This is a genomic window from Methylobacillus draconifructus (assembly GCF_045984385.1).
Taxonomy (GTDB): Bacteria; Pseudomonadota; Gammaproteobacteria; order Burkholderiales; family Methylophilaceae; genus Methylobacillus; species Methylobacillus flagellatus_A.
Genome location: NZ_JBJQIJ010000004.1, coordinates 36,939 through 63,026, shown reverse-complemented (window position 1 = coordinate 63,026; position 26,088 = coordinate 36,939). Strand labels below are relative to the sequence as shown.

Sequence of the window (26,088 nt, the reverse complement as noted above, 5' to 3'; positions counted from 1 at the left end):
CAATCGGGCATGATACAAAACTTCGCTCACAAATGATATAAATTCTCATTTGTATAGTCTATTCGGACTAAAAAATAAGTCGGCATCAAGCCGACTTATTGAATGCTACTGAGCTACTGCGATAGATTTATGACAAATCCTTGCTTTTGCGACGTGCCACAACACCCATCATGCCCAGGCCGATCAGCATCAACGCATATTCGGATGGCTCAGGAACGGCAGCCACACGGAAACCACTCAACCAGATTTCCTGGCCTACACGACCACCTTCGCTGGTAGAAGCGCCCTGGATGATACCGATAGCGTTGCTACCAAATACATAGGTGTATTGGGATGCATCTACGCTCAGGAAGTAGATTCCGGAATTGGGGTTATCTTCACCGATGCTAACATCGGTACGAATGGCAACCTTGTCCAGATCAAGATAATCGCCTGCAGCGGCATTGGCAGCATTGTAAGACGCTACATAGCCAGAGCGTGATGGATCACGCAGGCGGTAGCCGTCTTCAGCACCACTATAAATGCCATAAGCGAAATACCAAGCAGCAGAAACAGTGTCTACATCGGCAAAACCAGTACGTACAATAGAATTGATTTCAGAGATACCGCCGCCGCCGTGGATATTGCCTGTTGGATAATTAGGCAGCAGTTGGAAGTAACTGCCGATAATCAGCTGGTTAGTGGTTGCATCAATCCATACGGTGTCGATGAAATTACCAACCTGAATGCTGTTGTTCACAGGAGAGTATACGGCAGTAGTGACAGAAGCCTGCTGAGCCCAGCTGGATGGAATACCGCCAGTCAGGAAGAACGGGTCTGTCAGTACGTTGTTCACGCTGCCAGGAGTGCGCTCACCTGTGTTCAGGACATCGACAAAACCGCCTGCGTAGGCGCTGCTGACGCTCACGAGCGCCAGTGCGGCACCGGCAATAGCTTGTTTGAATACTTGTTGCATTTTTTAAAATCCCCTCTTAAATTGAGCCATTGCCTTATGAACAGACAATGACTCCGTTCTTGATTAAACTACTATCTCCATAGCGCTTAGTACCGTTGCGGTACCAAACTTACTGCGTACTGGCTTTAAGCCAGATTTTGCTTTTTGCGGCGTGCAGCCACAAAACCTACCACTCCCAAACCAAGCATCATCAAGGCATATTCTGATGGCTCAGGTACTGCAGCGACAGTTGGAACAAAACCACCGATGAATCCGCCTACAATGGCTTGGCCTTCTTCACCAGCTTGGTAGTAGCCAATTGCCTTATCGCCCCAGACATACTCTGTAGCATCAGTTTTTACGAGGAACAGGCCGCTGTATGGGTTGCCTTCGCTTACACTGATGTCAGACTTTTGACGCACGGCATCCGCATCAAATGCGACAGTGCTGCTGTAGGAGTAGTCTTCGGTACGGCCGGTTTCGTACAAACGCAAGTCGAAATCCGAGAGGAATAGCCAGGCCGATGCGGCGTCATACCCATCGAAACCGTAGCGGTAGAGGAAGTTTACTTCTTGGTTGTTGTTGACTTGGTTAATGTACCGAGTACCGAATACCAAAGAATCGTCTCTGCTGTCGCGGAACACGAAATCATAGATAGTGGCCTGTGCTACGCCAGGCAACAATTCGACCCCGGTTGTCACGTGATAGTCGAGCAAGGTCAGCACACCTGCACCGCCGCTTGCGGAATAAGAAATCGAAGTCGCAATCAACTGGCTTGGGTTGCTGCCATATCCACTCAGCCAAGTGTAACTAGTGGCATCCAGGAACAAAGGGTCCCGGAATGGATTATTGGCCCCACCAATCAAACCACCATTTGCTGCGCTCAGATTTGCCAAGTCGTCACGCAAGTTAACGAAATCACCTGCATATGCAGATGATGCCGAAACCAGCATGGCAACTATTGCCATAGACCTCAAATTCATCATCAATCTCCTTTTGTTAAGAATGGCCAAGTCTCTATAGAACGAGACTCCATTGCTGACAGTCATGATTTGATATTGACTATCACCTGCCACTATCTGCAAATTCCGGGCCTAATTGAGGCGATTCAGGACATGTTCCCTTGCACGGCCTAACTTGAGAATTAACAACAAAGAAACAAAATATTTACAAATCATTTACATATAAGACATTTTCACCGTTCCAGCCTGGAGGCCTCTCAGGTAAAAATAGTCCGAACGGACTATTCAAACCAAAGAAGGAAAAATCCGGCGGGGAAAATTCCCCTTGCCAATTTCGGCTGCAAGCAACCAATACGGTTATTCACAACCACCAACAACCAACCGCTCTATTTTGGGTTACCCTGATTGGCGGAAAGCTTTTTCCAGTTGAGATCAAACGCCAACCCAAACCAGATAGCACGGGGAGCGCCGGGTCCGATGAATGTGGTGTTCTGCCATTCAGCATTGTTCGGGTTAAAGACTCCATTCGAACCGAACGGGCTGCGTCCCAAATCTCCAGCGGTGGCATATTCCTTATTGAAAATATTGTCCGCCTTTACAAACAGCGTCATGCCATAGTCAAACTTATAAGTAGCCCGCAAGTTGAATATGGCATAGCCCGGGATAGTGCCTTTGCCAATGTAGTCGTAAGAGTCGCGGTCAGCATATTGCGCATCTCCGGGATAGCCGGCGTGCGTGGCCGCCCTTGGTCTATGTTCATTATTCTCATTTCCACGTACATAAGAGAATGAATGCATGATCATATTCAACGTGGCATCAAACCTGTCGCTGAAACGGTAATTCCAATTGGCCTGCACAATATGCCTCGGCATCCCGGACAGGCTGTCCCCCGGCTCAATATTCACGTAGGACTGCAAAGTCTGCGGAGCGGTATTGCTGCTGTTATTGGGATTGATGGCGTTGGCTGGCGACTCGAACGTAGCCAGTAGATAAGTGTAATTAACGCCGAACCGGCTCTTGCCCGCTTCTCCCCTGAAGCCCATTTCTATGCCCTGGCGCAGGGTTTCACCGAAGTTGTCGAATACGCCACGATTTTTCCGTCCCAAGGGCATGAACAGAATGTCGTCTTTAAGCTCCGTCCTGAAGAGTCCGGCATTCCAGGTCATCCCACTATGATTGCCACGCAGGCCGATCTCGTATGAAGTTGAGCGCACCTGCTTCAAATAAGGATCCGCAGATAAAGAAGTGGGAATCGAACAGCCATACTGAAAATTGGTGCTGCCGGGCTGGTTATCCTTGGTATGGTCACGTGCGCAGCCAAGCTCGACTATCGTAGGAATGCGCGCACCCCGGCTGATATTTCCATAAACGCTAAGGCTCTCGATCGCCTCCCAGACTACCCCAATGGAAGGGTTGAAACTTTTGTACTTGTAATCCCCATCAGTACAGACAAAACGGGCAAATGTGACAAAGGGGTCGCCGGGCAACGGGCAACGCTGCCTTCTTGGGTCCAGCAACCTGCCGCTATTTCCATTCAACGGATTTGCAGGGTTGATTTCAAACTGATAAAGATCATTGCCGAAGTCGGACATCAACTCATTCACCACATGCGACCAGTTAAACCTCGTGCCATAAGTGATGTGCAAATTGTCCTTGGGAGACCAGGTGTCGCTGAAAAATAAGCTTTTGGTCGTACTGTGCCCTTTCAGGTCATTGCGCAATACAGGATACTTTGCCGCATACAGCCCGTCCCAGTAATACCCTTCATCCCTGACATTGTTGACTTGACGGTCTGCGTCAAGCTCGCCGTACATTTCCTGTTGTTTGAATTTGACCTTGTTCTTGTCAAAGCTTCCTCCAAACACTATTTGATGGTTTCCCACATCCCATGCCGCTTGCAAGGTCAACCCGAAACTGTCCTGGTTCAGGTCGGAAAGATTGAACCGCCCATTGATGTAATCAATATGCAACCGGCTAACAAGCTGCTGATACTCATCATAAAAATCGCCATTCATCGCGGACTGGCGCATCTTGCGCTTATAAGCCAAGGCAGAGATGACAAAATTATCACTTACGTCCCAGCGGCCATTCAGGTTGTAATGATCCAGTTTGTTGGTGGACTCATCGGGAGAAGTGAACACCCATTTACGGTTGGTCTCCGCCATTTCGAAAGGCAACAGGCCGTTGCCGGTCAATGCGGTATCCACATTGAGCACGCTGAAGTTGAGCTCGCCTTTGGGCAGCTTCAAACTCGCGTTGTTGTATAGCTGGCGAAGATTACTGGGCGAATTGCGTCTCCAACCGTCTTCCTCAAAGTGGTTATAGGCTGTGAACAACCCCAGGACGCCATTATTGATGCCATTGGAAAGCTGTACCTGCTGGCGTCCCCAGGCGCCAGAGACGACCTCCCCGCGCAAGAAATTATCGGTAAAACCAGTCTTGGTACGAATGGCAAGCGCCCCCCCCAAAGTATTCAGCCCGAACAATGGGCTTGAGCCCGGCAAGAGGTCCATGGACGCAATCGCGTTCATGGGCAATAAATCCCAATTCACGACATCGCCAAAGGCCTCATTGACCCGCACGCCATCCAGATAAACGGAAATGCCTTGCGGGGTACCCAGCATGGGTGAGGCGGCAAAGCCACGAAAGTTGAGGTCCTGCTGGAAAGGATTGCCTGCGTAATCATTGATGCTCACCGACTGCATGTTATTGTTCATGAATTCGGTAATGTTGATCGCCCGCGACTCCGAGATTTCCTTTCCGGTCGCGCTTTGAATATTGGTTGCGGCTTGCTCCCGGTCGAAACCTACGCCAGGCAATGGGCTGACAATGCGGACGCGCGGAGCCCGGATCACAATCTCCTCCACCCTGATGGCGGGCTCGGGAACCGCATTCCCCTCCTCTGCTGCAATATTTGCTTCCCCTTCTTCTGCGGCAATCGCCAACTCTACAGAAGCCCCCAGCATTAACAGTAATGCATAAATGACTTTATGCTGGCGAATGCTTCCCAGCTTGACTTGTGTCAACACGCTCTCCTTCTCCATATCCATCATCTTGTTTTTTCTAATGAATACTGGCTTTCCAGCCAGCTTGGAGAGCAACCCAGCAAAAGTTAAGCCATCAGGGGAATGACATAATAACCAACTGTTTTTATTGGTAAATTAATGAATTGAGATTAGTTAATGATTGGATGATGGTTGTATACACACCCATATGGCTGTAGCCAATGGCTACATACAACCAAATTAATTAGAAAGGGCAAAAGCAAAAAGCCACCGACTGGTGGCTTTGGAATATTGGTAGACCCGAATGGACTCGAACCATCGACCTCTGCCATGTCAAGGCAGCGCTCTAACCAGCTGAGCTACGGGTCTATTTGCTCTTGAAAACAAGAGAGCTGCGCATTTTAGCGCAATGCCCTTGGGTTCGCAATCCTGAATGCCAAAAATCTAAGCCTGCATGCGCAGAGAACACGCCGCTATAATAATGACTAAGCTCAAACCAAGGTTCTTCATGCTTCCTTTTGCCACAGCCAGCCACCATATCGACCAAATTACTGACGGCATTGCCGAGCGAGGCTACGCGATCGTGCCCGGATTCCTGCCTGACACGTTTATTCAATCATTGCGTACTGAAGCCATGGCACTGCAGGAAGCCGGCAAGCTGCAGCGCGCGACAATAGGCAAGGCTGAAAACAACCAGTTGGATAGCAAGGTACGCGGCGACCTGATCCATTGGCTCGACCATGCCGATGCCAGCCCGGTGCAGCAAGAGTTTTCTGCCATCATGGAAACCCTGCGCGAATCGCTCAACCGCCACCTTTTCCTGGGATTGTTCGAGCTTGAAAACCACTTCGCCATTTATCCTCCGGGCGCGATTTACAACAAGCACCTGGATCAGTTCCGTGGCAACGAGGAGCGGCAGGTCAGCTGCATTCTCTACCTAAACGAAGACTGGAAAGAGGAATACGGCGGTCAGCTGCGCCTCTACCTGGATGGGAAAGAACCCGAGCCTTATATCGACACCGTACCGCTTGGCGGCACGCTGGTCGCGTTTCTATCCGGCAAGTTCTGGCATGAAGTGCTTCCAGCGTCCCAGCCACGCATCAGCCTGACCGGATGGTTCAGGAAGCGCGGCTCCAGCCTGTCATGAGCTTGCCAGGGCTCGACCCCCTGTTCGACCCGGAACAGTTCCGTGCCAGCGGCCATGCATTGATCGACATGCTGGCCGAACAGCTCGCCAGCGAGTTGAGCGGCGATGCCAGCCTCATCCAATGGCAGCCTCCGCTTGAGGCGGAACAAGCATGGCAGGAAACCATGCCGGAGCATCCAGAACTTCGTCCTGAAGATTTCGCCGATTGGATTCGACAGGCAATATTGCCCCGCAACCTCGCGATGCACCACCCGCACAGCATGGCGCACCAGGCAGCGCCGCCCTTGCCCATGGCGGCGCTTTCCGACCTGGTGGCTGCACTGAGCAACCAGGCCATGGCGGTCTACGAGGCAGGCCCGGCGGCTACGCTGATAGAGCGCCAAGTCATCCGCTGGCTCAATACCTTAATCGGCTGGCCTGAAGGATCTGGCGTGCTGACCTCGGGCGGCAGCCAGGCCAATCTCACCGCCCTGCTTGCAGCAAGACAGCAGGTTGGGAACAGCATCTGGAACAAGGGCGTCGACACTGCGCCGCGGCTGCGCATCCTCACATCAGCGCTTTCGCATTACTCCATCAGCCGTGCCGCAGGCATCATGGGGCTAGGAACGGAAGCGGTCCTCCCTGTAGCAGTGGATGCGGAAGGAAAAATGTCCACCGATGCCTTGAGGCAAGCGTATGACATGTGCACAGCACGGCAGGAAACCGTCATGGCGGTGGTGGCGACCGCAGGCTGCACAGCGACCGGCAGTATCGACCCGTTGCAGGCAATAGGGGAATATTGCCGCTCGCACGGCCTTTGGATGCATGTCGATGCCGCTCACGGGGCCTCGGCACTGCTTTCGGCAGAACATCGCAAAAAACTGGAAGGCATGGCGCTGGCGGATTCCGTCACCTGGGATGCGCATAAGCTGTTGTACATGCCCGCCACGGTCTCTGCCGTGCTGTTCCGCGACGCTGCCAGCAGCTATAGCGCGTTCTCGCAGGACGCCTCTTACCTGTTTCATGAGGACGACGACATAGAAGCAATGGGTTTCAATACCAGCCGCCGCACCTTGGAATGCACCAAGCGCATGATGGGGCTGAAATTGCTGGCGGCTTTCAAGCTCTACGGCAGGCAAGGAATGGCGACCTTGATCGAGCATGTATTCTCCCTGGCTGGACAGTTTGCCGGCCTTGTCGCCAAAACCCAACACTTTTCCTTATTGATGCTGCCGCAGACCAATATTGTCTGCTTCCGCTATTTAAGCAATGCCGCATTGGATAAGGCAACGTTGAATGCTTTACAGATGGATATCCGAAAAAAACTGCTGCAACAGGAGTTATTCCATTTGAGCCAAGTCGATATCGATGGGCATATCTGGCTACGGTGCACATTCATGAACCCTTATACCCAGCCGTCGCACCAGCAAGCCCTGCTGGAAAGCATCCGGCTTATCGGCGACGGCCTGCTTATACAGTCCGCCTGATAAGCGCCAATAAAAAAGGGCAGGTGGATCCTGCCCTTTGCTTCCTCAAATGCTTGCCTGCTTACTTGCCGGACTCCAGGCCTGCCAAGCCGGCCTTGATGAAGCTGTCTACCGCATTTTGCGCAGTCTCATCGTCCTGGCCTTCAGGAGGTTCGTTACCGGTATCGAAACGGTAGAAACGCGCCATCCAGCTTACCTTGGAACTGCTGCCGTCGGCCTCAACCTTGATGCGGCCGGTCAGCGAGCTTACCGGCAATGCCTCGAGGGCGATCTCGCCGCCCAGGCGGTATGACAATGTCTTGTTGGCGACGTCCAGCTCGTCTACCTGCTGCTGGATCTTGCCTCCGTTTTGCAAGGTCAGGTTGGCGGTCTTGTCGTCGACTGCCTCGCATGCCTTGACTTCAGGATGCCACTTGGCAATGCCGCAAGGCTCGGCAATCTTGGCCCAGACCGCGTCCGGGGCTGCCTTGACCACAACCACCTCATCCGTCTTGCGCGGGGTAGGGCCGTGAGCGAATGCAGGCGCGGCAATGGCAAGGCTGAGTATTGCAATTAATAACTTCATCTTTTTTTAAACCTCAAATGTTGTTGAACGAAATCGAAAAACCTTGGCGGCATAAAAAACGCCAAAATCAATAAAAGTGCTGGCAAGGCAAACCATGGCCTGAGGTCGGTCTTGCCTGACCGCCAAGTTGCCATGCCGGTTGCGGTGGCATCACGCGCGAATCCATGCGGCGAGTCCAAGCGTTTATATTTAAGGCCTGTGGTTTCGGCCAATTGCTTCAGTTCTTTTTCATTCAGCCCGGAAAGGTTGGCTTTTGTATCTTCTGCCGGGTTGCGGCCATGGGATGCGTTACGGCGGTTAAGGCCGTCGTCGTCCTCCACTTCCATGTCCTTTTCCATTTCATGGACAGACTTGGATGTGAACATGCCGAACGTGGCAAAACGCATCACTTCTTCCAATTCCCAATAGCCAATGATGTTGTCGTGCTCGTCCAGCTTGGGAATCCTGCTCAACTCTTCCTTGCCTGTACCGACCAAGATGCCGCCGACTTCGCCCGGCTTGCCCTCGAACTTGGGCAAATAATCAGGGTTGGATGGCGGCGCCTGGTGCCCATCGGTAAAGAATGCCAGGTGCACGTCGGGCCCAAGCTTGGCTGCCTGCTCGATGCCGCTCAACACCCCGTGGGTAATGAACGAATCCGCAGCCCAGGCCATGCGCCAATCCATGTGGTCTATGGTTTGGTCCAGCGCGGAGAAATGCGCACAGACCTCTAGCGGCCGCACGATGTTCTGCGTTCCGCGTTCGGTAAACATGCCAAGGGCGACGGTGGAGCCGCAAGGCAGGTCGCGCAATGCTTCGCGCATGGCTTTCTTGGAGAGCTCCAGCCGGCTGATGCTCTTCCCGTCCAGCGTATAGTCACGCACGTTCATGCTTTGCGTGATATCCAGCACGAAAAACCAATCGAACACCCGCCGCGGCAACGTGGCGCTGGGGCTCAGCATGGTAATCACGAGCAACACCACGCTTGCCAGCATCATGCGGCCGCGCAGGTCCAGGCTGGAAAATTTAAAGCGCTGCAAAATCAAGGCATCCCTCTAGGAAAACCGGGAATCGACGGCCAGCCGTCAGGGCGCTTTTCGTCTTCCTTCACCTCATCGTCATCCTCGTTATAGCGGTTTGGCGTCTTCACCCCGGCAAACGACGGCGACAAGCGCAAAGCAAGCTCCAGGTTGTATTTGGCCTCAATCCATTCGGGATCGATGAGGAGCGCCTTGCTGTAGTTCTCCTTGCACAGCGACATCAACGGCCCAACCTTGTCCCAGGAAACGTAGCCTTCGCTTTCGAGGATATCCACGCTCTGGGCAAGATACAGGTTGCCGGAATTGAAATAGGCGGCTTTGCGCAGCTTATCATCCCCTTTGGCAGCGGCTTCGACATAGAGCTCGAGCGCCTGCTCGGTTTGCCCTTGCTCTGCCAGCAACCAGGCATCGGCAAACAGCTCGCGCGCGGACTTGCCCGCCTGAGGCTCTCCTGCTTCCAGCTTGTGGTTGTAAATGCCCGCACGGTACAGACTCACGCTGCTCCAGACCAGGCCTGCCGTAGCCAGCACCAACAAGAGCAACATCCACGGAAATAGCCTTAAACGGCGCGCCATCTCTTAACCTCCGTCAGGTGTAGGGCAAATAATGCTGCGGCACACAACAGCGACAATAAATAGAATATCCAGCTCAAATCCTGGCGCGCAGCGGCTTCGTAATACTTCACAGGCTGGTTCTTGAGCTCGGCGATGTCGGTCAGCGCCTCTTCCACCGCTTGTGGGCTTTCCGCTTCGTATATGTGGTAGTTCACGCCCAACGTTTTGAAGTAATCATGCAACTGATGCTCGGGATAAGCATCGAGGTCCTCATCCTCAGGCGCATTCTTGATGCTGACGCCATTGGCAGAACGCAGGTAAACCCAATACAGGGAGGCGCCCTGGCGATGGAACATTTCGCGCAGCAAATCCTGCGTCTTCACGTCCAGATGCGCCCCGCCATCGGACACCAGCAGGATCGCCCGCGCGCCGGTAACCGGGCGCCCCTCGAAATAATCCAGCGCCATGCCGAGGCCGCGCGCCACCGCGGTAAAGCCCATGCCGCCCGCTTCCGTGGCACGCAATGCGGCCAGCACCGCCTCTCGGTCGCCGCCCAGGGGCGCAACCAAGATGGGAGAGGTGCTGAACGTCACCATGCCCAGCAAATCCTCGCGACTCTGGCTCACAAAAGACTGCAGGACACGGCGTGCCGCCGCCATTTTCGATTCGCTATCGCTCTTGGCGGAGTCGGCGAAACTGTCGTTCATGCTCGCGCTGCGGTCCAGCACGATCATGACGTGCGCACCACGACCGACCTTTTCCAGCTGTTGCTCGCCCCAATACGGCCCGGCCAATGCTATCGCCATTGCCGCAATAGCCAACGCCCCCGCCCAGCGCCAAAAGCGTTCTATCCACAGCGACAGCTCATCCTCGGGCAAGCGCAGGATGGATGGGTAGGGAAATGCGGCATGGCCGCGCACCAGCAATGGCACCAAAGCCAGCAGCAACAACGCCAGCCAGCCCGGCGCTTGCAGCCCGGCGCCCGCGTTCTGGAGAAACTCGCTCACGGCGTCTCCATCAAGCTCAGCTGGCGTGCCAGCTTTTCCACCTCGGTCTTGCTGATGGTGTCGGCCTTGCCCGCAAAGAACATTTGTTGCGTCGCCAGGAAGAATTTTTCTATCTCAGCTTGGAATTGCTGCGTTTCAGGATGCTTGGCAAAGAATTGCTTGAGGCCTTCCTGGGTGACGGCAGCCTTGGCATAGTCATTGAACGCACGGCTCAAAATCCGGATCGATGCCTGCAACCCGTCTTGCTGGTTGCGCAGGCGGCGGATTTCCCGCGCGGCCTTGCGGAAAGGGCTGGCATGCTTGCCGCGGAAAGGCAGGTAGTCGAACCGCCAGGCAAAATAAAGAACAGCGACCAACAGTCCGACAATAGACCAGCCTATTTGCTGCAGGATAGGCTCCAGCGGCTGCGCCTTAGGCGCGATGGCCTCACGCGGCGTCGCCTGCTCCTTGGTCAGCATCGTGGGCAGCATCGGAGCCATCAGGACTTCGGCTGGCTGCAGACGCGCCACGAAGATCTCATCTCCTTTGCGGAACTGCAAATCCAGGGCGCGCAATGGAATCGGCCGGACATCCCGCAGGGTGCGGAATACTTGCCAATCGAACAGGAGGGTATGCTTGACTCCTTTGCTGGTGTTCTCGGTTTTATGCACGACATCGCGCAACTCGATATGGGCGCCCGCTCCGAGGCGCTTTGGCAACGAGCTTTCATCGAACTCAAAGCCTGTCGGCACCACGACCTCCACCCGTTGCTCGACTATATCACCGACACGATAGCCGATGTCGCGCACGAACGATTGCGCATTGATGCTCTTTTCCGCGGCAAAAGCAGGCAAGGTCAGGAATAGCAAAGACAACAATACACGTCTCATCAACTAGCCTCCAAAAGATGACGCGTCAGCAAGCCGGCATCAAATTTGTCTTCAATAAAAAATGGGGCGCGGGCGCCGTATTGCCGACACAGCTTCTTGAGTTCGCTCTTGCGTTCCAGGTAGCGCTGTTCGATTTCGCGCTTGAGGCTGCGCCGCAGGAAAATGGAACGGTCGCCTTGACCCTCCATATCCCTGACGCGCGCCCATCCCCATTCAGGAAGGTCGCGGTATTCGCTGCTGTCCCACAGCACCAAGGGCACGACGTCGTGTGCAGAGAAACTCGTCAAGGTATTGCTCAGCAATGTCTCATCCAGGTGGAAATCGGAAATCAGGAACACCAATGACCGGCTTGGTCGCACCTGCTCGATCGCGCGCGGCAAGCCTGTTGCCCCGGACTGGGGGCGAATGTCCGCGCCCAATATTTTCCGATGCAATTCCTGGGCAAGGCCGCGCCGGGCGGAGGGAGGGCTGAACAGATCCTGCCGGACAACGTCATCACAGGCCAGCAGCGAAAACGCGTCCCCGTGACGGGTGCTGGACCAGGCGATTGCCGCGGTAATATCGGCAAGCAAGCGCTTCTTTTCGGCATTGCCGGCAAACCGCATAGAGGCTGATACGTCCAACAGGGCATACACCACGATCGCCCCGCGCTCGAAGAAAGAGCGCACCACGTAACGCCGAGGAATCACGCGCAGGCTGGCGCGCAAATCCAGTCGGCGCGGATCGGGATTGTCCATGAAAGGCACATGCCCGGCAAAATCTGTCCCGCTACCGGGTGTGCGGGTGGCATGGGCTCCCGGCTGGGCACCGCGGGCACGCCAGCGGAGGTGGTAATAGAATTCCTGTGGTGTAAAGCTTGCCAAAATAATGCTTGCCTGTCAGAGCCTGTGCAACCTAGGGCGCAGGGATCTTGTTGAGTACGCCGCTCAGCAGTGCAGGGGCAATTTCATCGCGGCGCAATTCGTACGCCGGCGTAAAGAACACACGATGCCCTACGGTTTCAGGGAAAACAGCACGGATATCATCCGGAGTCAGGTAATCGCGGCCTTCCAGCCAGGCGCGTGTACGCGCTGCCCGCATCAACATGGCCATGCCGCGCGGGCTGGCGCCTCCGGCCACCAAGCGGCTGATATCGACGTCTTCGATCTCGATACCGATACGCTCCGGGTGGCGCAATGCCTGCCAGATATTGACTGCATAATCCTGCAAGGCAAGCTCGGAACGCACGTTTTCCTGGATCGCGGCGGATACCGCGTTCAGTTTGTCGTAGGGAACCAGGCCTGGCTCCAACGTCTCGATCAGCGCGTCCGCATCGTGGAACCGGCTACTGAACATCAAGTCGCGCTGCAGCTCTTTATCCTCCGGCGCGGTCACGGAAACTTCCATGAAGAAGCGGTCGCGCGCCGCGGCTGGCAACTCGAACGTTTCCTCGCGCTCGAGACCGTTTCTATCGGCAAAGACGGTCAAGTGGGGAAAGGAATAGTCGCGATTGAACGCATTGACGCTGCGCTCAGCCATCAGTCTCAGCAATAGCGAATGTGCTTGCGGCCGGGCACGGTTGATTTCGTTGAAGAAAAATACGGCCAGGTTTTCCTCATGCCGCAACAACGGTCCAGGCGCCACGGCAGGCTGGCCATTCTGGTCGATATAGGCATGGTAGAGAAAATCGCCCGGCATGAGGTCGATCGCGCCCTCGATGCGTTGATACGCGCCGCCAAGCAAGCGAGAGGCCGCTTTCAGCAAGGTCGTCTTGCCAACCCCGACGTCGCCTTCAAGCAGGACATGTCCGCGCGAGAAAATGGCAATCGTCAGTGCGCGAACCTGTTTCTCCAGTCCAAGCATGACCTTATTGGCAGATTGCTCAAATGACAGTGCGCGCTCTCGCCACTCATTCAGATTTATTTGCTCTTGCATCTCATTGCATCCTGCTGACTGAAGATTTTATTTGAATGACACTTTGGGAAATGTCATTTAAATAAACTACCAACCAAGCCTGCCATCTCAGTAAAAAGGCTGATGTCCGTATCCGGACATCAGCCTTCGACATATCACAAGCTTACTTCACGTCAAACTTGAAAGTGCCGGTAGCCTTTGCATTGGCAATACGCTTAGCATTGCGCTCATCAATTGCCTTGATAGCAGCTTCTTGCTTGCTGAGTTCAGCAGCATCGTGCTTAGGATCGTACTTAGAACCAGCAATCTTCTCTGGATAACCAGGCTTGGCTTGCCAGCAGTCGCCAGGAGCACGACAGGTTTGGCCGTCATATGCGAAAGCAAGGCCAGAGGCAACCATCGCACCTACGGTTGCTACTAATGTCAAAACGCGTTTCATTGATATCTCCTTGTGTTATGGTTGCTGGTGGTACTACTGATCTGCCGGAGGCCACCAGTCAGCTTTCCGGCAGAATTCCTATGCACAATTAACTGAAATTAACCGTTGCGATGCTCAAAGGTATCCACTGCTTTCTTCGCCTTTTCTGGCTCAGTTTGCAAAGCGCGTACCCAGCTCATGACATGCAAAATTTCATCCGGCTCGAGCAAGCCCTGCTGCGGACCCATTTGACCAGCCGCCCCACCATAAATGGTTTCAAACAGGCCCTTGTCTTCCAAATTGGTTGGATAAGTCCAGTAATCATCTGACAATGCAGGGCCCAGCTTGCCTTCAGCCAAGTGGCCATGGCAACCAGAGCAAGCTGTTGCGAAGATGACGTAACCTTTATTCAAGGCTTCTTGGTCACCGTTGTACGGATTGACACCAGTATTCTTGAATTCCTTGAATTGCGGGCTTTCGGTTTCGCCTTCAAAGTCCAAAGGCTCACCGGAAATGGTGCCACGGAAATCAAGGTCCGCTTGTGCAGGCATCAAGGCAAAGCCTGAAGCCAGAAACACACTCAAACCACCTACAACTGCTAATTTTTTAAACATTTACTACCCCGGAGTTACAAAAAAACTAGATTGGCAAGAGAGGAATGTGTTCTCTCTTGAGAATCGCATCAATCTCTTGCTGGCTAGACGTAATGGCATTGTCCAACTCAGCCTTCAAGGCTTCGTCGCCAAGCCGTACGCCCATTACTACTTCGTACTGCATAGGAATTTTGCTGCCGTTGGCACGCGTGGCGTTGTCTTCGATCAGCACCATATTCAACGGTGTGGGGGATTCCGCCACATACTTTGCAACTGTCGGGCCCCAAATGGCAGCAGCATGCAATTTCATGGTAATCACGTCATTGACCAGCTTGCGCTCGTCAATCTTGATGTAGCGATTACGCGTGGACTTGAAATCGGTCAGCTCGGTCAGATAGTCGAACATGTCATCAAAACGGCCGATCTCAAGCATCATGTTCTTGGCAGGACTGTCAGGTAAGAATCCCAGCCTAAAATTGCGCTCCTTGAGGTATGGATGATCCCAGGAGGTAATATCTATTTCCCTGTCCTTGCGTGTCACGAACACATAACCGGACTTATAGTAGGTCTTGGTATTCAGGACGCGTGGATCGCCCTTGTCCAATCCCAGCAAAACATCACACTGCTTCTTGTCAAGAAAATCCCTGACCGAGTAGCGCGCATCAGACCACCACACAAATGAGACCTTGCGGTTCATGGCCTTGCCGACCACCTTGGCAATCTCATTCTCAAAGCCCTGTTGCTTGTCATTTGAGTAAGGCAACTCGTCCTTACCTGCGCATACTCTCAACTCATCTGCCGCCTGGGCCTGCAAGGCCAGCATTCCGGCAACACCAACCAATGCGGCTTTAACAGCACTGATACAGGATTTCTTATCAACAATATGCATGTGTACTCAATTCCAAAACGCAATTTCACTTAGATACCGGGGCAGACCTGCTGCCCCGGAATATCACATCAGCTTGCTTTTACTGAATTACAGGCTGAACACCATCAGGCCACCGCCCATTTGAGTGTGGTTCTGCAGCTCCTTGAAGGCACCTACAGCACCCAGACCAGCGCTAGGATCGGTCAGGTCGAATACCAGACCAACGCCAGGCCAACCACCTACACCGTACATGGAGCCGATGTATTGCTTACCCTTGAACTGGTAGGTCATAGGAGCACCGATACCACCGGATGGCATCTTGAACTTCCACAGTTCCTTGCCGTTGTCCTTGTCCAGGGCCTTGATGTAGCCATCAAGCGTGTTGTAGGCAACCAGGCCGCCCTTGGTAGCGAGAGTACCGCCCCAAACAGCGAACTTCTCCCACTTGGTCCACTTGTACTTGCCTGTCACGATGTCCATGGCGCGTACTTGACCCATTTCCTTCTTGGTTGGGCCGCTAGGTCCAGGGTACATCGCCAGGGTTGCACCTACGAAGAACTGACCGGCACGGTATGGCAGCATGAACGGCTCCCAATCCATACAAATGTGGTTCAGGCCTGCGTAAACGATAGGCTCGTCAAGATCCAATGCATCCAGACCTTGGTTGTGGAAACCCATGGCGGAAGGACATACGTTGGTGCTCTTGTGGTCCATGCGTGTGCTGAACTCAGGGTCACGTACTGGCGTACCTGTCTTGAGGTCAACTTTCTTGAACACGTTTACGGCTGGATCAACCTTGGCAGCCTGGATCAGGTTACCGTTGTCACGGTTCAGCGTGTACATGATGCCGTTACGGTCGATGTGGGTCAGCAGAGGAGTTACCTTGCCATCAACCTTGTGATCGGAAAGGATCATTTGGTTCACGCCAGCGAAGTCCCACTCGTCGTGAGGAGTCTTTTGGTAACCCCACTTGGCTTCGCCTGTGTCCAGGTCACGCGCCCAGATAGTCATGGTCCACTTGTTGTCGCCAGGACGCATGGTTTCGTTCCATGGCGCTGGGTTACCGGAACCGTAGTAGAACAGGTTCAGCTTAGGATCGTAAGCGTACCAACCCCAGTTAGTACCGCCACCGATCTTCCATGCATCACCTTCCCAGGTTTTCAGACCCAGGCCGAATTGACCGTAGTGTGGATTGTCGCTGTTGAAGTTCTTGGCCAAGCGCACTTCTTCGTCAGGACCAGTTGCAAAGGCACGCCATTGCAGTTCGCCGGTCTTCAGGTTGAAGGAGTTAACAGCACCACGAACACCCAGCTCAGCACCGGAGCAGCCAACCAGAACAGTATTCTTTACAATGAATGGAGCTTGGGTCAGTGTTGCACCAACCTTAGGATCACATACTTCGATTTCCCACACGACCTTACCGGACTTGGCATCGAGGGCAACCAGCTTGCCGTCCAGCTGAGTCTTGACGATCTTGCCGTCGCCGTAAGCCAAACCGCGGTTAACGATGTCGCAACATGCAACAGCCTTAACGGAAGCGATTTGCTTTGGCTTGTGCTGCCAGGCAATCACGCCAGGGTCATTCAAGTTAACAGCGAATGTGTTGTTAGGGAACGCACTGTGGATGTACATCATGTCGCCAATCACCAATGGCGCGCCTTCATGACCGTGCAACACGCCGGTGGAGAAAGACCAAGCTGCCTTCAGGTTCTTGACGTTGCCTTTATTGATTTGGCTCAGTGTGCTATTGTGCTGACCAGTGTAGTTACCGGTTTGCAAAGCCCAGTTGTCTGCGTTCTTTGTCAGATTTTGCAGATCTTGGTTTGCCTGAGCACCTTGCATCGTCGCAAGCACCAGCAGACTGCTGACAGCAGCGCTGATACCGACGTGGGTTACTCTGCCTTTCATATACTTCTCCTCATTCTGGTTTGATTACAAACTCCCTGCCGATCGGTTGTTACTCGGCAGAAACAATTTTTAACAATTTGTAACAAGTGCAACAGATGAAAGATTCCCGATTAGATAGGAAAGTATTCACACCAATGTCGTGACCCAGCCTTGCCGGGAAGCATGATATTTACAGGGCTTATAGCTAAACTGCCTGAGCTACTCCCTCTAAATGGCTGGGGCATATTGCTATATTTAAAATATCCCCTTCGGGAAAATCACCCGAACCGCCTAAGGATTATGTTGAACTGCCGCTAAATAAAAAACGCCACAAGGCTGCCCTTGTGGCGTTTTCTTCATTGTTACAGCAAATGCCGGTCAGCTCATTGCAGCAAGCAAGGCACCATATCCCGATACATAATCCGGGTGGATAAACTGATAACCGCTCGCCAGCATCCGCGCGTTGCTCAATTTCTTATTGCCTTGTACCGGGGGCGTTGCACCGCCTGTATAAACGATGTTCTGCTGATCGGCAAGCCAGCGCAGAAGGTCATGGACTGGCAAGGGCTGGTTGTCCGTCACCAGGTAGAGACGCTCAGGCATCCCATAGGCTCGTTGCTGTATCAGATAAGCGATAAATGCAGCGCCGTCGTCCCGGTGAATGCGGTTGGTCCATGCGTTCCTTGACGGCCACTGCTCCGGCGTTTGCGCCAAGGTGATCATGCGCAGGCGTCCAGGCCCGTAGATGCCGGAAAACCTCAACACGCTGGAAGGATAATCCGCCAGCAGGGCCTCTGCCTCCAGCATGCGCCTGCCGCTGAAGTCGGAGGCAATGGCCGGTGTATCCTCATCCAGCCAATCTTCCGTTTCCTGGCCATATACGCCCGTGCTGGAGACAAAAAACACATGCTGCAATGGAACATTCTTCAATGCCGATAATAGATTGCGCAAGCCTTCAACGTAGCTGAGACGGTAATTCTCATCGCTGTATTCGGTCGCTGCGACACAGTACACCAGTATTTCCAGCCGGGTGTGGGAAAGCGGCTTCAGCGTTTCCGGCCGGGTGACATCGGCAATCAGGGTTTGCACGCCGGCGGGCATGGGCTGTTCGGAACGCCGCAATCCCGTCACCTCATGTCCTTGCGCCGCCAGGCGGCGAGCCAACTCAAGGCCGAGATCGCCGCACCCCGCGATCAATACCCTGCTCAACGTTGCTCCTTCCCAGGCCATTCGCCGCGGAGAAATTTCTCCGCATGGAACAATGCGACGATGGTCTTGCCGTCGGTCAGCTCGCCATTTCGTATCATCTGCAGGCACTGCTCCAAGCTGGCCTCAAACAACTGCAAGGCTTCGTCCACATCACGGTTATGCTGTCCGGCGGACAAGCCTCGGGCAAGGTAGATGTGGATCACCTCGTTGGAATAGCCGATGCAGGGATGCTGCAGGCCAAGATAAACCCACTCTGCCGCCGTATAGCCTGTTTCCTCAAGCAATTCCCGCTTCCCCGTTTCCAGGTGCAGCTCTCCTGCGTCGATCTTGCCGGCAGGCAGCTCGATGAACACACGGGACAAGGGATAACGGAACTGACGCTCGAGCAATAAATTGCCGTTATCCAGCACGGGAACTACCACCACCGCGCCGGGATGGATGACATATTCGCGCTGGCTGGTGGCTCCCGAGGGCACGCGCACCTGGTCGCGCTTAACCAGCAGCATGCCGCCCTCGGCAATGGTCTCGGATGACAAGGTGACCTCGGCAAGGTCCTGGTCGTCGTATCGGTGATGACTCATAAGATGAACTCTTGGTGTGATAGGGCGGGGGCGCAGTCCCTAGGGCTTGCGCCAGAGATAGCGGTATACGAAACCCGGGAATGCAAAGACGATGAACAAGCTGAAAGTGATGGCGTAAAACTCCCAGCCCTGCGCAGCCACCTGGCCAATGCTGCCGCGCTCAACTGCAATCGCGATCATGCCGACCGCGAAATATAGTGCGACTAGCTCCAGCAAGCTCCAGCCAATGGCTTTACGCTGGCCTTTCAACGGAATGAGGTAAAACAGGCGCTCGGAAAACCAAGGCAGGTTGGCCGCAAGCAATGCCAGCAGCAACAGGATCGTAATTGTCATGACGTAGGCTACACTTCAGGCGCAGCGTATGGCTGTACCTGACCTGATTATTGAATGCTGTGAATAATGGCATAGGCGCAGGCGTCCATGAGACGTTGCGGCAGCATGCCGAGTATGAGTAAACCAATAGCATTAATACTCAAGACCAGCTTCATGTCAATTGGTGCCGCAATCGCGCTGCGGTCATCCGGCTCGTCAAAGTACACATATTTGACGACACGAAGATAGTAGAAGGCGCCAATCAGCGCCATGAGCACGGCAAAGACCACCAGTACCGTGAACCCTGCCTGCAACGCAGCCTGCAATACCGTGAACTTGGCGTAGAAACCCAGCGTCGGCGGGATGCCTGCCATGGAAAACATGACCAGCAACATCAGGAAGGCATACCAGGGATTGCGCTGGTTCAGTCCCTTGAGGTCTTCCAGTCTATCTGCTTCAAAGCCCTGGCGGCTCAAGAGCAGGATGACGCCGAAGCCTGCCAATGTCATCAGCACGTACGACAGGATGTAGAAGGTCGCCGAGGCATAGCCGTTCAGGCTGGCGCTCAAAAAACCCAGCAGCAGGAAGCCGATATGCGAAATGGTCGAGTACGCCAGCATGCGCTTGATATTGGTTTGCGCAATCGCGGCAATATTGCCTATCGCCATCGACAAGACGGCCATGATGATCAACATCCCCTGCCAGTCCGCCGCGAGCACGAACATGGCCTGGATCAACAGGCGCACCACCATGGCGAAGGCCGCTATCTTGGTTGCCGACCCGATAAACAAGGTCACCGCCGTCGGCGAGCCGTGATAGACGTCCGGCACCCACATCTGGAACGGCGCCGCGCCAAGCTTGAAAGCCAAGCCGGCGACAATGAACACCAAGCCCAGCACCAGCACGCCATGATCCGGCGCGCCATTGAGCAATGCCTCGGCCACCCCGGCGATATTCAAGCTGCCGGTCACGCCATAGAGCATGGACATGCCGTACAGCAACATGCCGGATGCAAGCGCGCCGAGCACGAAATACTTCATCGCGGCCTCGGTCGAACTGGCGTTGTCCCTGTCCAGCGCCACCAACGCATACAAGGATAGTGAAAGCAATTCCAGGCCGATGTACAAGGTGAGGAAATGCTGCCCCGACACCATGACCATCATGCCCAGGGTCGAGAACAGCACCAAAGCATAGAACTCGCCCCTGAACATGCCCCGCAACGAGACATAGGTGCGGGTGTAGATCAGGGTGACCGAAGTGGCCAAGTAGATTCCCAGTTTCAGGATATCCGCAAGCGCGTCATCCACGAACATGCCGTTAAAGGCGTATTCCACCACGGTAGAATGGGTCACTACGGTAATGATGGCCGCAGCAAGCAAGGTCAGCTGCGAGAGCACATAAATTAGGAAACGGCTAGACGGCTTGAGGAACAGGTCCAGCAACAGGATAAACATCGCCATCGCGAGCACGACGATTTCCGGTAGTGCTGTCATCAGGTCAAGGGATATGGCATTCATGTCGGTATATTCTCGTCACAATTACAGTGGCGGCAGCTTGCTCAACGCCATATGCTCAAGCAGTTGGCTCACGGTTGCGTGGGTCACTTCGGTGATGGGCTGCGGATAGATCCCGAAACCCAGCACCAGAATGGCCAACAGGCCCAGGATGAAGAACTCTCGCCGATTGATATCCTGCAGTGCGGCCACCTGGGGATTCGCGATCTCGCCGTAATAAACCCGCTTGATCATCCACAAGGTGTAAGCGGCGCCAAAGATCAGGGTGGTCGCCGCCAGGAAGGCATACCAGAAATTCACCTGCACCGTACCCAGGATCACCATGAACTCGCCGACGAAGCCGGATGTGCCCGGCAAGCCCGCATTGGCCATGGCGAACAGCACGGCAAAAGCCGTAAACACCGGCATGGTGTTGACCACGCCGCCGTAATCCGCAATCTGGCGCGAATGCATGCGGTCATACAGCACGCCCACGGAGAGGAACATCGCGGAAGAAATGAAGCCGTGCGAGATCATCTGCACGATCGCGCCTTCCAGGCCCAGTGGGTTGAACAGGAAAAAGCCCAGGGTGACGAAGCCCATGTGCGAAATGGACGAATACGCGATCAGCTTCTTCATATCCTTCTGCACCAGGGCCACCAGCGCGATATACACCACGGCGATCAACGACAGGGTGATCATGAAGCCCGCCAGGTAATGCGACGCGTCCGGCGCGATGGGCATGGCGAAACGCAGGAAGCTATACCCGCCCAGCTTGAGCGCGATCGCGGCAAGCACCACCGAGCCGCCTGTCGGCGCCTCGACGTGGGCGTCCGGCAGCCAGGTATGCACGGGCCACATCGGGATCTTGACGGCAAACGCCATGAAGAAGGCGATGAATATCCAGACCTGCACGTCCAAGGCCAACGGCATGCGGTAATACTCGGCGATATCGAAACTGCCGCTCTGGTGATACAGGTAGATGAACGCCACCAGCATCAGCAACGAACCGAGCAAGGTATAGAGGAAGAACTTGATCGTGGCATAGACCCGGTTCGGCCCGCCCCACACGCCGATCACCAGGAACATCGGGATCAGCATCGCCTCCCAGAAGATATAGTAGAGGATGGCGTCCAAGGCGGAGAATACGCCGATCATGATGCCGGACATGATGAGGAAGGCTGCCATGTATTGCGCCACCCGCTTCTCGATCACCTCCCAGCCGGCGATGACAACGATGAAGGTGGTAAAGCTGGTCAGCAGGATCAAGGGCACTGCAATCCCGTCTACGCCCAGATGGTATTGGATATTGAACGCAGGAATCCACTGCAGGCGCTCCACGAACTGGAAGCCGCCATATTGCGTATCGAAACCGAGATAGAGCGGCACGGTCACGGCAAAGCCGGCAATGCTGCCCAGCAGGGCCAGCCAGCGCGCAGCGCCGGCGTGCTTGTCCCCGCCGGTGAACAGCACCAATACGCCTGCCAGGATAGGCACCCAGATCGACAGGCTCAGGAAAGGTAAGTCATTCATAGCTTGTTATATTTTCATGAAGACGGTGAGCAGGAGGAAAACGCCGATGATCATGGCAAACGCATAGTGGTACACCAAGCCGGTCTGCAGGCGTCTCACCAGTCCGGCAACGCAGGCCACCAAGCGCGCAGAGCCGTTCACCAGCAGGCCGTCTATCAGCTTGACGTCCCCGATCCGCCAGAGCTTGCCGCCAAGGAAGCGAGAGCCGCCGGCAAAGAATTTCTCGTTGAAGCTGTCGAAGCCGTACTTGTTGTCGAGGATGCGGTATACCAGCCCGAACCTGTCCTTGATCGCTGCCGGGATATCCGGGCGCTTCATGTAGAAGAACCAGGCCAAAGCCACGCCGGAAGCCGCGAGGATGAACGGCAGCGATGTCAGCCCATGCAGCGCCATCGCCCATGCGCCGTGGAAATGATGCGCCAGCTCGTGCATTGCGCCGTGCTGATGGTGATCCACATAGATGATGTCGTTGAAGTAATCGCCGAACACCATCGCATCGATCGCGACATAACCGATCAGCACCGAGGGAATGGCCAGCAGCACCAACGGCACCGTCACCACCCATGGGGATTCATGCGGCTTGTCGTGCGGCCCTAGCCCATGATGGTGCTCGTCATGTTGATCATCATGGTGGTGTTCGTCATGATGGTCGTGGGCTTTTTCCTGCATCCATTTTTCCTTACCGTGGAAGACGAGGAAATACATGCGGAAGGAATAGAACGCGGTGACGAACACGCCTGCGAGCACGGCAAAATAGGCAAAGCCGCTACCGGGAATATGGGAGAAACTGACGGCCTCGATGATGGAATCCTTGGAATAGAAGCCGCTGAACAATGGCGTGCCGATCAGGGCCAGCGAGCCGACCAAGGAGGTGATCCAGGTGATTGGCATGTATTTGCGCAAGCCGCCCATGTTGCGCATGTCCTGGTCGTGGTGCATGCCCATGATCACCGACCCTGCCCCGAGGAACAGCAAGGCCTTGAAGAAGGCATGCGTCATCAGGTGGAAAATCGCCACCGAATAGGCGGAAACGCCCAACGCCACCGTCATGTAGCCCAGCTGCGACAGGGTGGAATACGCCACCACCCGCTTGATGTCGTGCTGGATGATGCCGAGGAAGCCCATGAACAAGGCCGTGATCGCGCCGATCACCAATACGAACGACAAGGCCGTGGTCGACAGTTCATACAATGGCGACATGCGCGCCACCATGAAGATGCCGGCCGTCACCATGGTAGCGGCATGGATCAATGCGGAGATCGGGGTCGGGCCTTCCATGGAATCCGGCAGCCAAACGTGCAGCGGCACCTGCGCCGACTTGCCCATGGCGCCGATGAACAGCAGGATGCAGATCACCGTCATCAATGACCACGGATGCCCAGGCACCAACTCAACCGTGGTATCGGCAAATTGCGGCGCAATCGAGAACACGGCGGCGTAATCCAGGCTGCCGAGATAGTACAGCACCATGCCGATACCGAGCAGGAAGCCGAAATCGCCGACGCGGTTGACGAGGAATGCCTTAAGGTTGGCATAAATCGCCGTCGGCCGCTTGTACCAGAAGCCGATCAACAGGTAGGACACCAGCCCCACCGCTTCCCAGCCGAAGAAGAGCTGCATGAAGTTGTTGCTCATCACCAGCATCAGCATCGAAAAGGTGAACAGCGAAATGTAGCTGAAGAAACGGCTGTAGCCGGGGTCTTCCGCCATATAGCCGATGGTGTAGATATGCACCATCAGCGAAACGAAGGTCACCACCACCATCATGGTCGCCGTGAGGCGGTCGACGAGGAACCCTACCTCGAAGCGGTGCCCGCCGCTGGTCAGCCAGGTATACACCGTGCCGTTGAAGATATTGCCGTGCAATGCGTCCATGAATACGCAGACAGACAAGGCAAACGAAGCAGCCACGCCGGCAATCGTTAGCCAATGCGCCGAAGCGCGGGGCAACTGGCGGCCGAACAGGCCGACCACGGCGGCGGCGAACAATGGCAGCAAGGGAATCCAGAGATAAAGGCTTTGCACCGTCATGCCAATACTCCAGGGCTCAATACGGCATGCCGAATGAAAATTTGCAGGGCTCGCATGGTTTATCCTTTCAAGCTGCCAATATCATCGACATTGATGGTTCTCAAATTGCGGAACAACAATACAAGAATCGCCAGGCCGATTGCAGACTCGGCCGCCGCCACGGTAAGGATGAAGAATACGAATATCTGCCCGGCAATATCATTCAGGTAGTGCGAGAACGCGATGAAATTCATGTTCACCGCCAACAGCATCAGTTCGATCGCCATCAACAGCACGATCACGTTCTTGCGGTTGAGGAAAATGCCGATCACGCTGATGGCGAACAATATCGAACCCAAAATCAGGTAGTGAGAGAGTCCTACGCTCATTGCTGCATCCCCATTCTTATTTCTTTTCAACACCAGGTTCTGAAGCCAGCACGATTTCCTTTTCTGCCGGCATGCTGACGATGCGCACGCGGTCGGCGCGCTTGACCTTGACCTGCTCCGCAGGGTCCATGAACTTGGAGTCCTTGCGCTCGCGCAACGTCAGAGCGATCGCCGCCACGATCGCGACCAGCAGCACGACGGAAGCCAGCTCGAACGGCAGCAGGTAATCGGTGTACAGCTGGCGACCGATCTCCGCAGTATTGCTGTATCCGGCCGGCCGGGGCGCAGGCGCGCTGAGCATGTCCGCGCTGAAATGCTTGCTGCCCAGGATCATCACCATTTCGGCGGCCATGAGAAGACCGACCGGCAAGGCAACCGGCAATGCGTTCCAGAACCCTTCGCGCAGCTTGTCGAGATTAATGTCGAGCATCATCACGACGAAGAGGAACAACACCATGACCGCCCCGACATAAACCAGCACCAGGGCAATGGCCAGGAACTCGGCCTCCAGCAGCAGCCAGATGCCTGCGGCAGTGAAAAAAGCCAATACCAGGAATAAGGCGGCATGCACCGGGTTGCGGGCCGTAATCACGCGCAATCCGGCAAACAGCAGGATGGCAGCTAGGGCGTAAAAAACATAATCCTGGAATATCATGATGCTCTCCTCATGGATACAAGCGCATTGGCAGCGCCATATCCATCACTCCTCCTCGTGGCTTTCTTAAGATCGGCTTAACAAAACTCTCCTGGCGTTGTTGCCCTGCCTAGTCGTACTAATGTACTGCCTGCGGCAGAACGCCTAGCCAGGACCGCCTTGCTGGGTTTTGTTAAGCCGCCCTTATTATCAAATTTCTAGCGATATCGCGCATCCACCGCACGGTCCGCGGCAATCTGTTCTTCATACTTGTCGCCAACGGCCAGCAGCATGGGCTTGGTATATAACAAATCCCCGCGCTTCTCGCCGTGGTAATCGAAAATCCTGGTCTCGACGATCGAATCCACCGGGCAGGACTCTTCGCAAAACCCGCAGAAAATGCATTTGGTCAGGTCAATGTCGTAACGCGTGGTGCGGCGGGTATTGTCTTCGCGCTGCTCGGACTCGATCGTGATCGCCAAGGCCGGGCATACCGCTTCGCACAGCTTGCAGGCAATGCAGCGCTCCTCGCCGTTGGGATAGCGGCGCAGCGCATGCAGGCCGCGGAAGCGCGGGCTCATGGGCGTGCGCTCTTCGGGGAACTGCACTGTGACCTTGCGCGCGAAGAAGTAGCGGCCGGTCAAGGCCATGCCCTTGACCAGCTCAAGCAGCATGAAACTTGCGAACAATTCTTTTATCTTGCCGATCATCCTAGTTTCTCAATGAAATAGTTTCTCAAG

The 26,088-nt window shown here is 54.7% G+C and carries 25 protein-coding genes and 1 tRNA gene; 2 read left to right on the top strand and 24 right to left on the bottom strand.

Going from position 1 to position 26,088, the window contains the following annotated elements:
* Nucleotides 1-127: 127 nt before the first annotated feature.
* The 4 genes from ACKF11_RS09320 to ACKF11_RS09305 all read right to left on the bottom strand — a co-directional run bounded on the left by ACKF11_RS09320 (nt 128) and on the right by ACKF11_RS09305 (nt 5,270).
* Complete coding sequence (locus tag ACKF11_RS09320; protein ID WP_407996843.1) at nt 128-955, bottom strand: PEP-CTERM sorting domain-containing protein; 828 nt, start codon at nt 953-955, stop codon at nt 128-130.
* 125 nt (nt 956-1,080) lie between these two features.
* Entirely contained in the window at nt 1,081-1,920 is an 840-nt protein-coding gene (locus ACKF11_RS09315) for a PEP-CTERM sorting domain-containing protein (protein ID WP_309566627.1), read from the bottom strand.
* Between the two features lie 362 nt (nt 1,921-2,282).
* A complete protein-coding gene (locus tag ACKF11_RS09310; protein WP_407996842.1) occupies nt 2,283-4,949 on the bottom strand; it encodes a TonB-dependent receptor in 2,667 nt (888 codons plus the stop codon).
* Between the two features lie 244 nt (nt 4,950-5,193).
* A tRNA-Val gene (locus ACKF11_RS09305) sits at nt 5,194-5,270 on the bottom strand.
* A 112-nt stretch (nt 5,271-5,382) separates the two neighbouring features.
* On the opposite strand from ACKF11_RS09305, the gene ACKF11_RS09300 reads away from it, so the two are divergent.
* Complete coding sequence (locus tag ACKF11_RS09300; protein WP_407996841.1) at nt 5,383-6,048, top strand: 2OG-Fe(II) oxygenase; 666 nt, start codon at nt 5,383-5,385, stop codon at nt 6,046-6,048.
* Nucleotides 6,045-7,514: a pyridoxal phosphate-dependent decarboxylase family protein gene (locus tag ACKF11_RS09295; RefSeq protein ID WP_407996840.1), complete on the top strand. Its 1,470-nt coding sequence runs from the start codon at nt 6,045-6,047 to the stop codon at nt 7,512-7,514. The genes ACKF11_RS09300 and ACKF11_RS09295 overlap by 4 nt, the downstream gene beginning before the upstream one ends.
* Nucleotides 7,515-7,575: 61 nt before the next feature.
* Here the strand turns inward: ACKF11_RS09295 and ACKF11_RS09290 are convergent, their stop codons facing one another.
* From ACKF11_RS09290 to nuoI, 20 genes are all read right to left on the bottom strand, one after another.
* A complete protein-coding gene (locus ACKF11_RS09290) occupies nt 7,576-8,079 on the bottom strand; it encodes an SRPBCC family protein (protein WP_407996839.1) in 504 nt (167 codons plus the stop codon).
* A complete protein-coding gene (locus ACKF11_RS09285; protein ID WP_407996838.1) occupies nt 8,076-9,098 on the bottom strand; it encodes a vWA domain-containing protein in 1,023 nt (340 codons plus the stop codon). Before ACKF11_RS09285 ends, ACKF11_RS09290 begins: the two co-directional genes overlap by 4 nt.
* A 2-nt stretch (nt 9,099-9,100) precedes the next feature.
* Nucleotides 9,101-9,643: a hypothetical protein gene (locus tag ACKF11_RS09280; protein ID WP_407996837.1), complete on the bottom strand. Its 543-nt coding sequence runs from the start codon at nt 9,641-9,643 to the stop codon at nt 9,101-9,103.
* Nucleotides 9,644-9,657: 14 nt separating this feature from the next.
* Nucleotides 9,658-10,659: a vWA domain-containing protein gene (locus ACKF11_RS09275; protein WP_407996836.1), complete on the bottom strand. Its 1,002-nt coding sequence runs from the start codon at nt 10,657-10,659 to the stop codon at nt 9,658-9,660.
* Complete coding sequence (locus tag ACKF11_RS09270) at nt 10,656-11,528, bottom strand: hypothetical protein (protein ID WP_407996835.1); 873 nt, start codon at nt 11,526-11,528, stop codon at nt 10,656-10,658. The genes ACKF11_RS09275 and ACKF11_RS09270 overlap by 4 nt, the downstream gene beginning before the upstream one ends.
* Nucleotides 11,528-12,391: a DUF58 domain-containing protein gene (locus tag ACKF11_RS09265; RefSeq protein ID WP_407993940.1), complete on the bottom strand. Its 864-nt coding sequence runs from the start codon at nt 12,389-12,391 to the stop codon at nt 11,528-11,530. The genes ACKF11_RS09270 and ACKF11_RS09265 overlap by 1 nt, the downstream gene beginning before the upstream one ends.
* Nucleotides 12,392-12,422: 31 nt before the next feature.
* Complete coding sequence (locus ACKF11_RS09260; protein ID WP_407996834.1) at nt 12,423-13,442, bottom strand: AAA family ATPase; 1,020 nt, start codon at nt 13,440-13,442, stop codon at nt 12,423-12,425.
* 142 nt (nt 13,443-13,584) lie between these two features.
* On the bottom strand, nt 13,585-13,860 hold the full coding sequence (locus ACKF11_RS09255) for a methanol dehydrogenase (RefSeq protein WP_309566638.1): 276 nt from the start codon (nt 13,858-13,860) through the stop codon (nt 13,585-13,587).
* A 98-nt stretch (nt 13,861-13,958) separates the two neighbouring features.
* On the bottom strand, nt 13,959-14,453 hold the full coding sequence (gene moxG / locus ACKF11_RS09250) for a cytochrome c(L), periplasmic (RefSeq protein WP_405029521.1): 495 nt from the start codon (nt 14,451-14,453) through the stop codon (nt 13,959-13,961).
* A 25-nt stretch (nt 14,454-14,478) separates the two neighbouring features.
* Nucleotides 14,479-15,321, bottom strand: coding sequence for a methanol oxidation system protein MoxJ (moxJ, locus tag ACKF11_RS09245; protein WP_309566641.1), 843 nt, complete (start codon nt 15,319-15,321; stop codon nt 14,479-14,481).
* Nucleotides 15,322-15,408: 87 nt separating this feature from the next.
* Nucleotides 15,409-17,208, bottom strand: coding sequence for a methanol/ethanol family PQQ-dependent dehydrogenase (locus tag ACKF11_RS09240; RefSeq protein ID WP_309566642.1), 1,800 nt, complete (start codon nt 17,206-17,208; stop codon nt 15,409-15,411).
* Nucleotides 17,209-17,565: 357 nt separating this feature from the next.
* The gene (locus ACKF11_RS09235; protein ID WP_309566644.1) at nt 17,566-18,396 is read right to left on the bottom strand and encodes an SDR family oxidoreductase; all 831 of its coding nucleotides are present in this window, start codon (nt 18,394-18,396) and stop codon (nt 17,566-17,568) included.
* Entirely contained in the window at nt 18,393-18,977 is a 585-nt protein-coding gene (locus ACKF11_RS09230) for an NUDIX domain-containing protein (RefSeq protein WP_407996833.1), read from the bottom strand. The genes ACKF11_RS09235 and ACKF11_RS09230 overlap by 4 nt, the downstream gene beginning before the upstream one ends.
* A gap of 39 nt (nt 18,978-19,016) precedes the next feature.
* Nucleotides 19,017-19,310, bottom strand: a complete 294-nt coding sequence (locus ACKF11_RS09225; RefSeq protein ID WP_309566648.1) for a DUF2818 family protein — start codon at nt 19,308-19,310, stop codon at nt 19,017-19,019.
* Between the two features lie 47 nt (nt 19,311-19,357).
* Nucleotides 19,358-20,806 carry an NADH-quinone oxidoreductase subunit NuoN gene (nuoN, locus tag ACKF11_RS09220; protein WP_309566650.1) on the bottom strand — a complete coding sequence of 483 codons (1,449 nt, stop codon included), beginning with the start codon at nt 20,804-20,806 and terminating at the stop codon, nt 19,358-19,360.
* A gap of 21 nt (nt 20,807-20,827) precedes the next feature.
* Nucleotides 20,828-22,315 (bottom strand): NADH-quinone oxidoreductase subunit M, encoded by a 1,488-nt coding sequence (locus ACKF11_RS09215; RefSeq protein ID WP_309566652.1) that lies wholly within the window; start codon nt 22,313-22,315, stop codon nt 20,828-20,830.
* Between the two features lie 6 nt (nt 22,316-22,321).
* Nucleotides 22,322-24,346 (bottom strand): NADH-quinone oxidoreductase subunit L, encoded by a 2,025-nt coding sequence (nuoL, locus tag ACKF11_RS09210; protein WP_407996832.1) that lies wholly within the window; start codon nt 24,344-24,346, stop codon nt 22,322-22,324.
* Nucleotides 24,347-24,405: 59 nt separating this feature from the next.
* Complete coding sequence (gene nuoK, locus ACKF11_RS09205) at nt 24,406-24,714, bottom strand: NADH-quinone oxidoreductase subunit NuoK (protein ID WP_011480272.1); 309 nt, start codon at nt 24,712-24,714, stop codon at nt 24,406-24,408.
* 16 nt (nt 24,715-24,730) lie between these two features.
* Complete coding sequence (locus ACKF11_RS09200) at nt 24,731-25,369, bottom strand: NADH-quinone oxidoreductase subunit J (RefSeq protein WP_407996831.1); 639 nt, start codon at nt 25,367-25,369, stop codon at nt 24,731-24,733.
* Nucleotides 25,370-25,566: 197 nt separating this feature from the next.
* A complete protein-coding gene (gene nuoI / locus ACKF11_RS09195) occupies nt 25,567-26,058 on the bottom strand; it encodes an NADH-quinone oxidoreductase subunit NuoI (protein WP_309566660.1) in 492 nt (163 codons plus the stop codon).
* Nucleotides 26,059-26,088 lie beyond the last annotated feature (30 nt).

What these genes read in the sequence shown, in the direction of transcription:
- ACKF11_RS09320 (WP_407996843.1), bottom strand. Translation starts at nt 955, where the DNA reads ATGCAACAAGTATTCAAACAAGCTATTGCCGGTGCCGCACTGGCGCTC.
- ACKF11_RS09315 (WP_309566627.1), bottom strand. Translation starts at nt 1,920, where the DNA reads ATGATGAATTTGAGGTCTATGGCAATAGTTGCCATGCTGGTTTCGGCA.
- ACKF11_RS09310 (WP_407996842.1), bottom strand. Translation starts at nt 4,949, where the DNA reads ATGATGGATATGGAGAAGGAGAGCGTGTTGACACAAGTCAAGCTGGGA.
- ACKF11_RS09300 (WP_407996841.1), top strand. Translation starts at nt 5,383, where the DNA reads ATGACTAAGCTCAAACCAAGGTTCTTCATGCTTCCTTTTGCCACAGCC.
- ACKF11_RS09295 (WP_407996840.1), top strand. Translation starts at nt 6,045, where the DNA reads ATGAGCTTGCCAGGGCTCGACCCCCTGTTCGACCCGGAACAGTTCCGT.
- ACKF11_RS09290 (WP_407996839.1), bottom strand. Translation starts at nt 8,079, where the DNA reads ATGAAGTTATTAATTGCAATACTCAGCCTTGCCATTGCCGCGCCTGCA.
- ACKF11_RS09280 (WP_407996837.1), bottom strand. Translation starts at nt 9,643, where the DNA reads ATGTTGCTCTTGTTGGTGCTGGCTACGGCAGGCCTGGTCTGGAGCAGC.
- ACKF11_RS09270 (WP_407996835.1), bottom strand. Translation starts at nt 11,528, where the DNA reads ATGAGACGTGTATTGTTGTCTTTGCTATTCCTGACCTTGCCTGCTTTT.
- ACKF11_RS09260 (WP_407996834.1), bottom strand. Translation starts at nt 13,442, where the DNA reads ATGCAAGAGCAAATAAATCTGAATGAGTGGCGAGAGCGCGCACTGTCA.
- ACKF11_RS09255 (WP_309566638.1), bottom strand. Translation starts at nt 13,860, where the DNA reads ATGAAACGCGTTTTGACATTAGTAGCAACCGTAGGTGCGATGGTTGCC.
- moxG (WP_405029521.1), bottom strand. Translation starts at nt 14,453, where the DNA reads ATGTTTAAAAAATTAGCAGTTGTAGGTGGTTTGAGTGTGTTTCTGGCT.
- moxJ (WP_309566641.1), bottom strand. Translation starts at nt 15,321, where the DNA reads ATGCATATTGTTGATAAGAAATCCTGTATCAGTGCTGTTAAAGCCGCA.
- ACKF11_RS09240 (WP_309566642.1), bottom strand. Translation starts at nt 17,208, where the DNA reads ATGAAAGGCAGAGTAACCCACGTCGGTATCAGCGCTGCTGTCAGCAGT.
- ACKF11_RS09230 (WP_407996833.1), bottom strand. Translation starts at nt 18,977, where the DNA reads ATGAGTCATCACCGATACGACGACCAGGACCTTGCCGAGGTCACCTTG.
- ACKF11_RS09225 (WP_309566648.1), bottom strand. Translation starts at nt 19,310, where the DNA reads ATGACAATTACGATCCTGTTGCTGCTGGCATTGCTTGCGGCCAACCTG.
- nuoN (WP_309566650.1), bottom strand. Translation starts at nt 20,806, where the DNA reads ATGAATGCCATATCCCTTGACCTGATGACAGCACTACCGGAAATCGTC.
- ACKF11_RS09215 (WP_309566652.1), bottom strand. Translation starts at nt 22,315, where the DNA reads ATGAATGACTTACCTTTCCTGAGCCTGTCGATCTGGGTGCCTATCCTG.
- nuoL (WP_407996832.1), bottom strand. Translation starts at nt 24,346, where the DNA reads ATGACGGTGCAAAGCCTTTATCTCTGGATTCCCTTGCTGCCATTGTTC.
- nuoK (WP_011480272.1), bottom strand. Translation starts at nt 24,714, where the DNA reads ATGAGCGTAGGACTCTCTCACTACCTGATTTTGGGTTCGATATTGTTC.
- ACKF11_RS09200 (WP_407996831.1), bottom strand. Translation starts at nt 25,369, where the DNA reads ATGATATTCCAGGATTATGTTTTTTACGCCCTAGCTGCCATCCTGCTG.
- nuoI (WP_309566660.1), bottom strand. Translation starts at nt 26,058, where the DNA reads ATGATCGGCAAGATAAAAGAATTGTTCGCAAGTTTCATGCTGCTTGAG.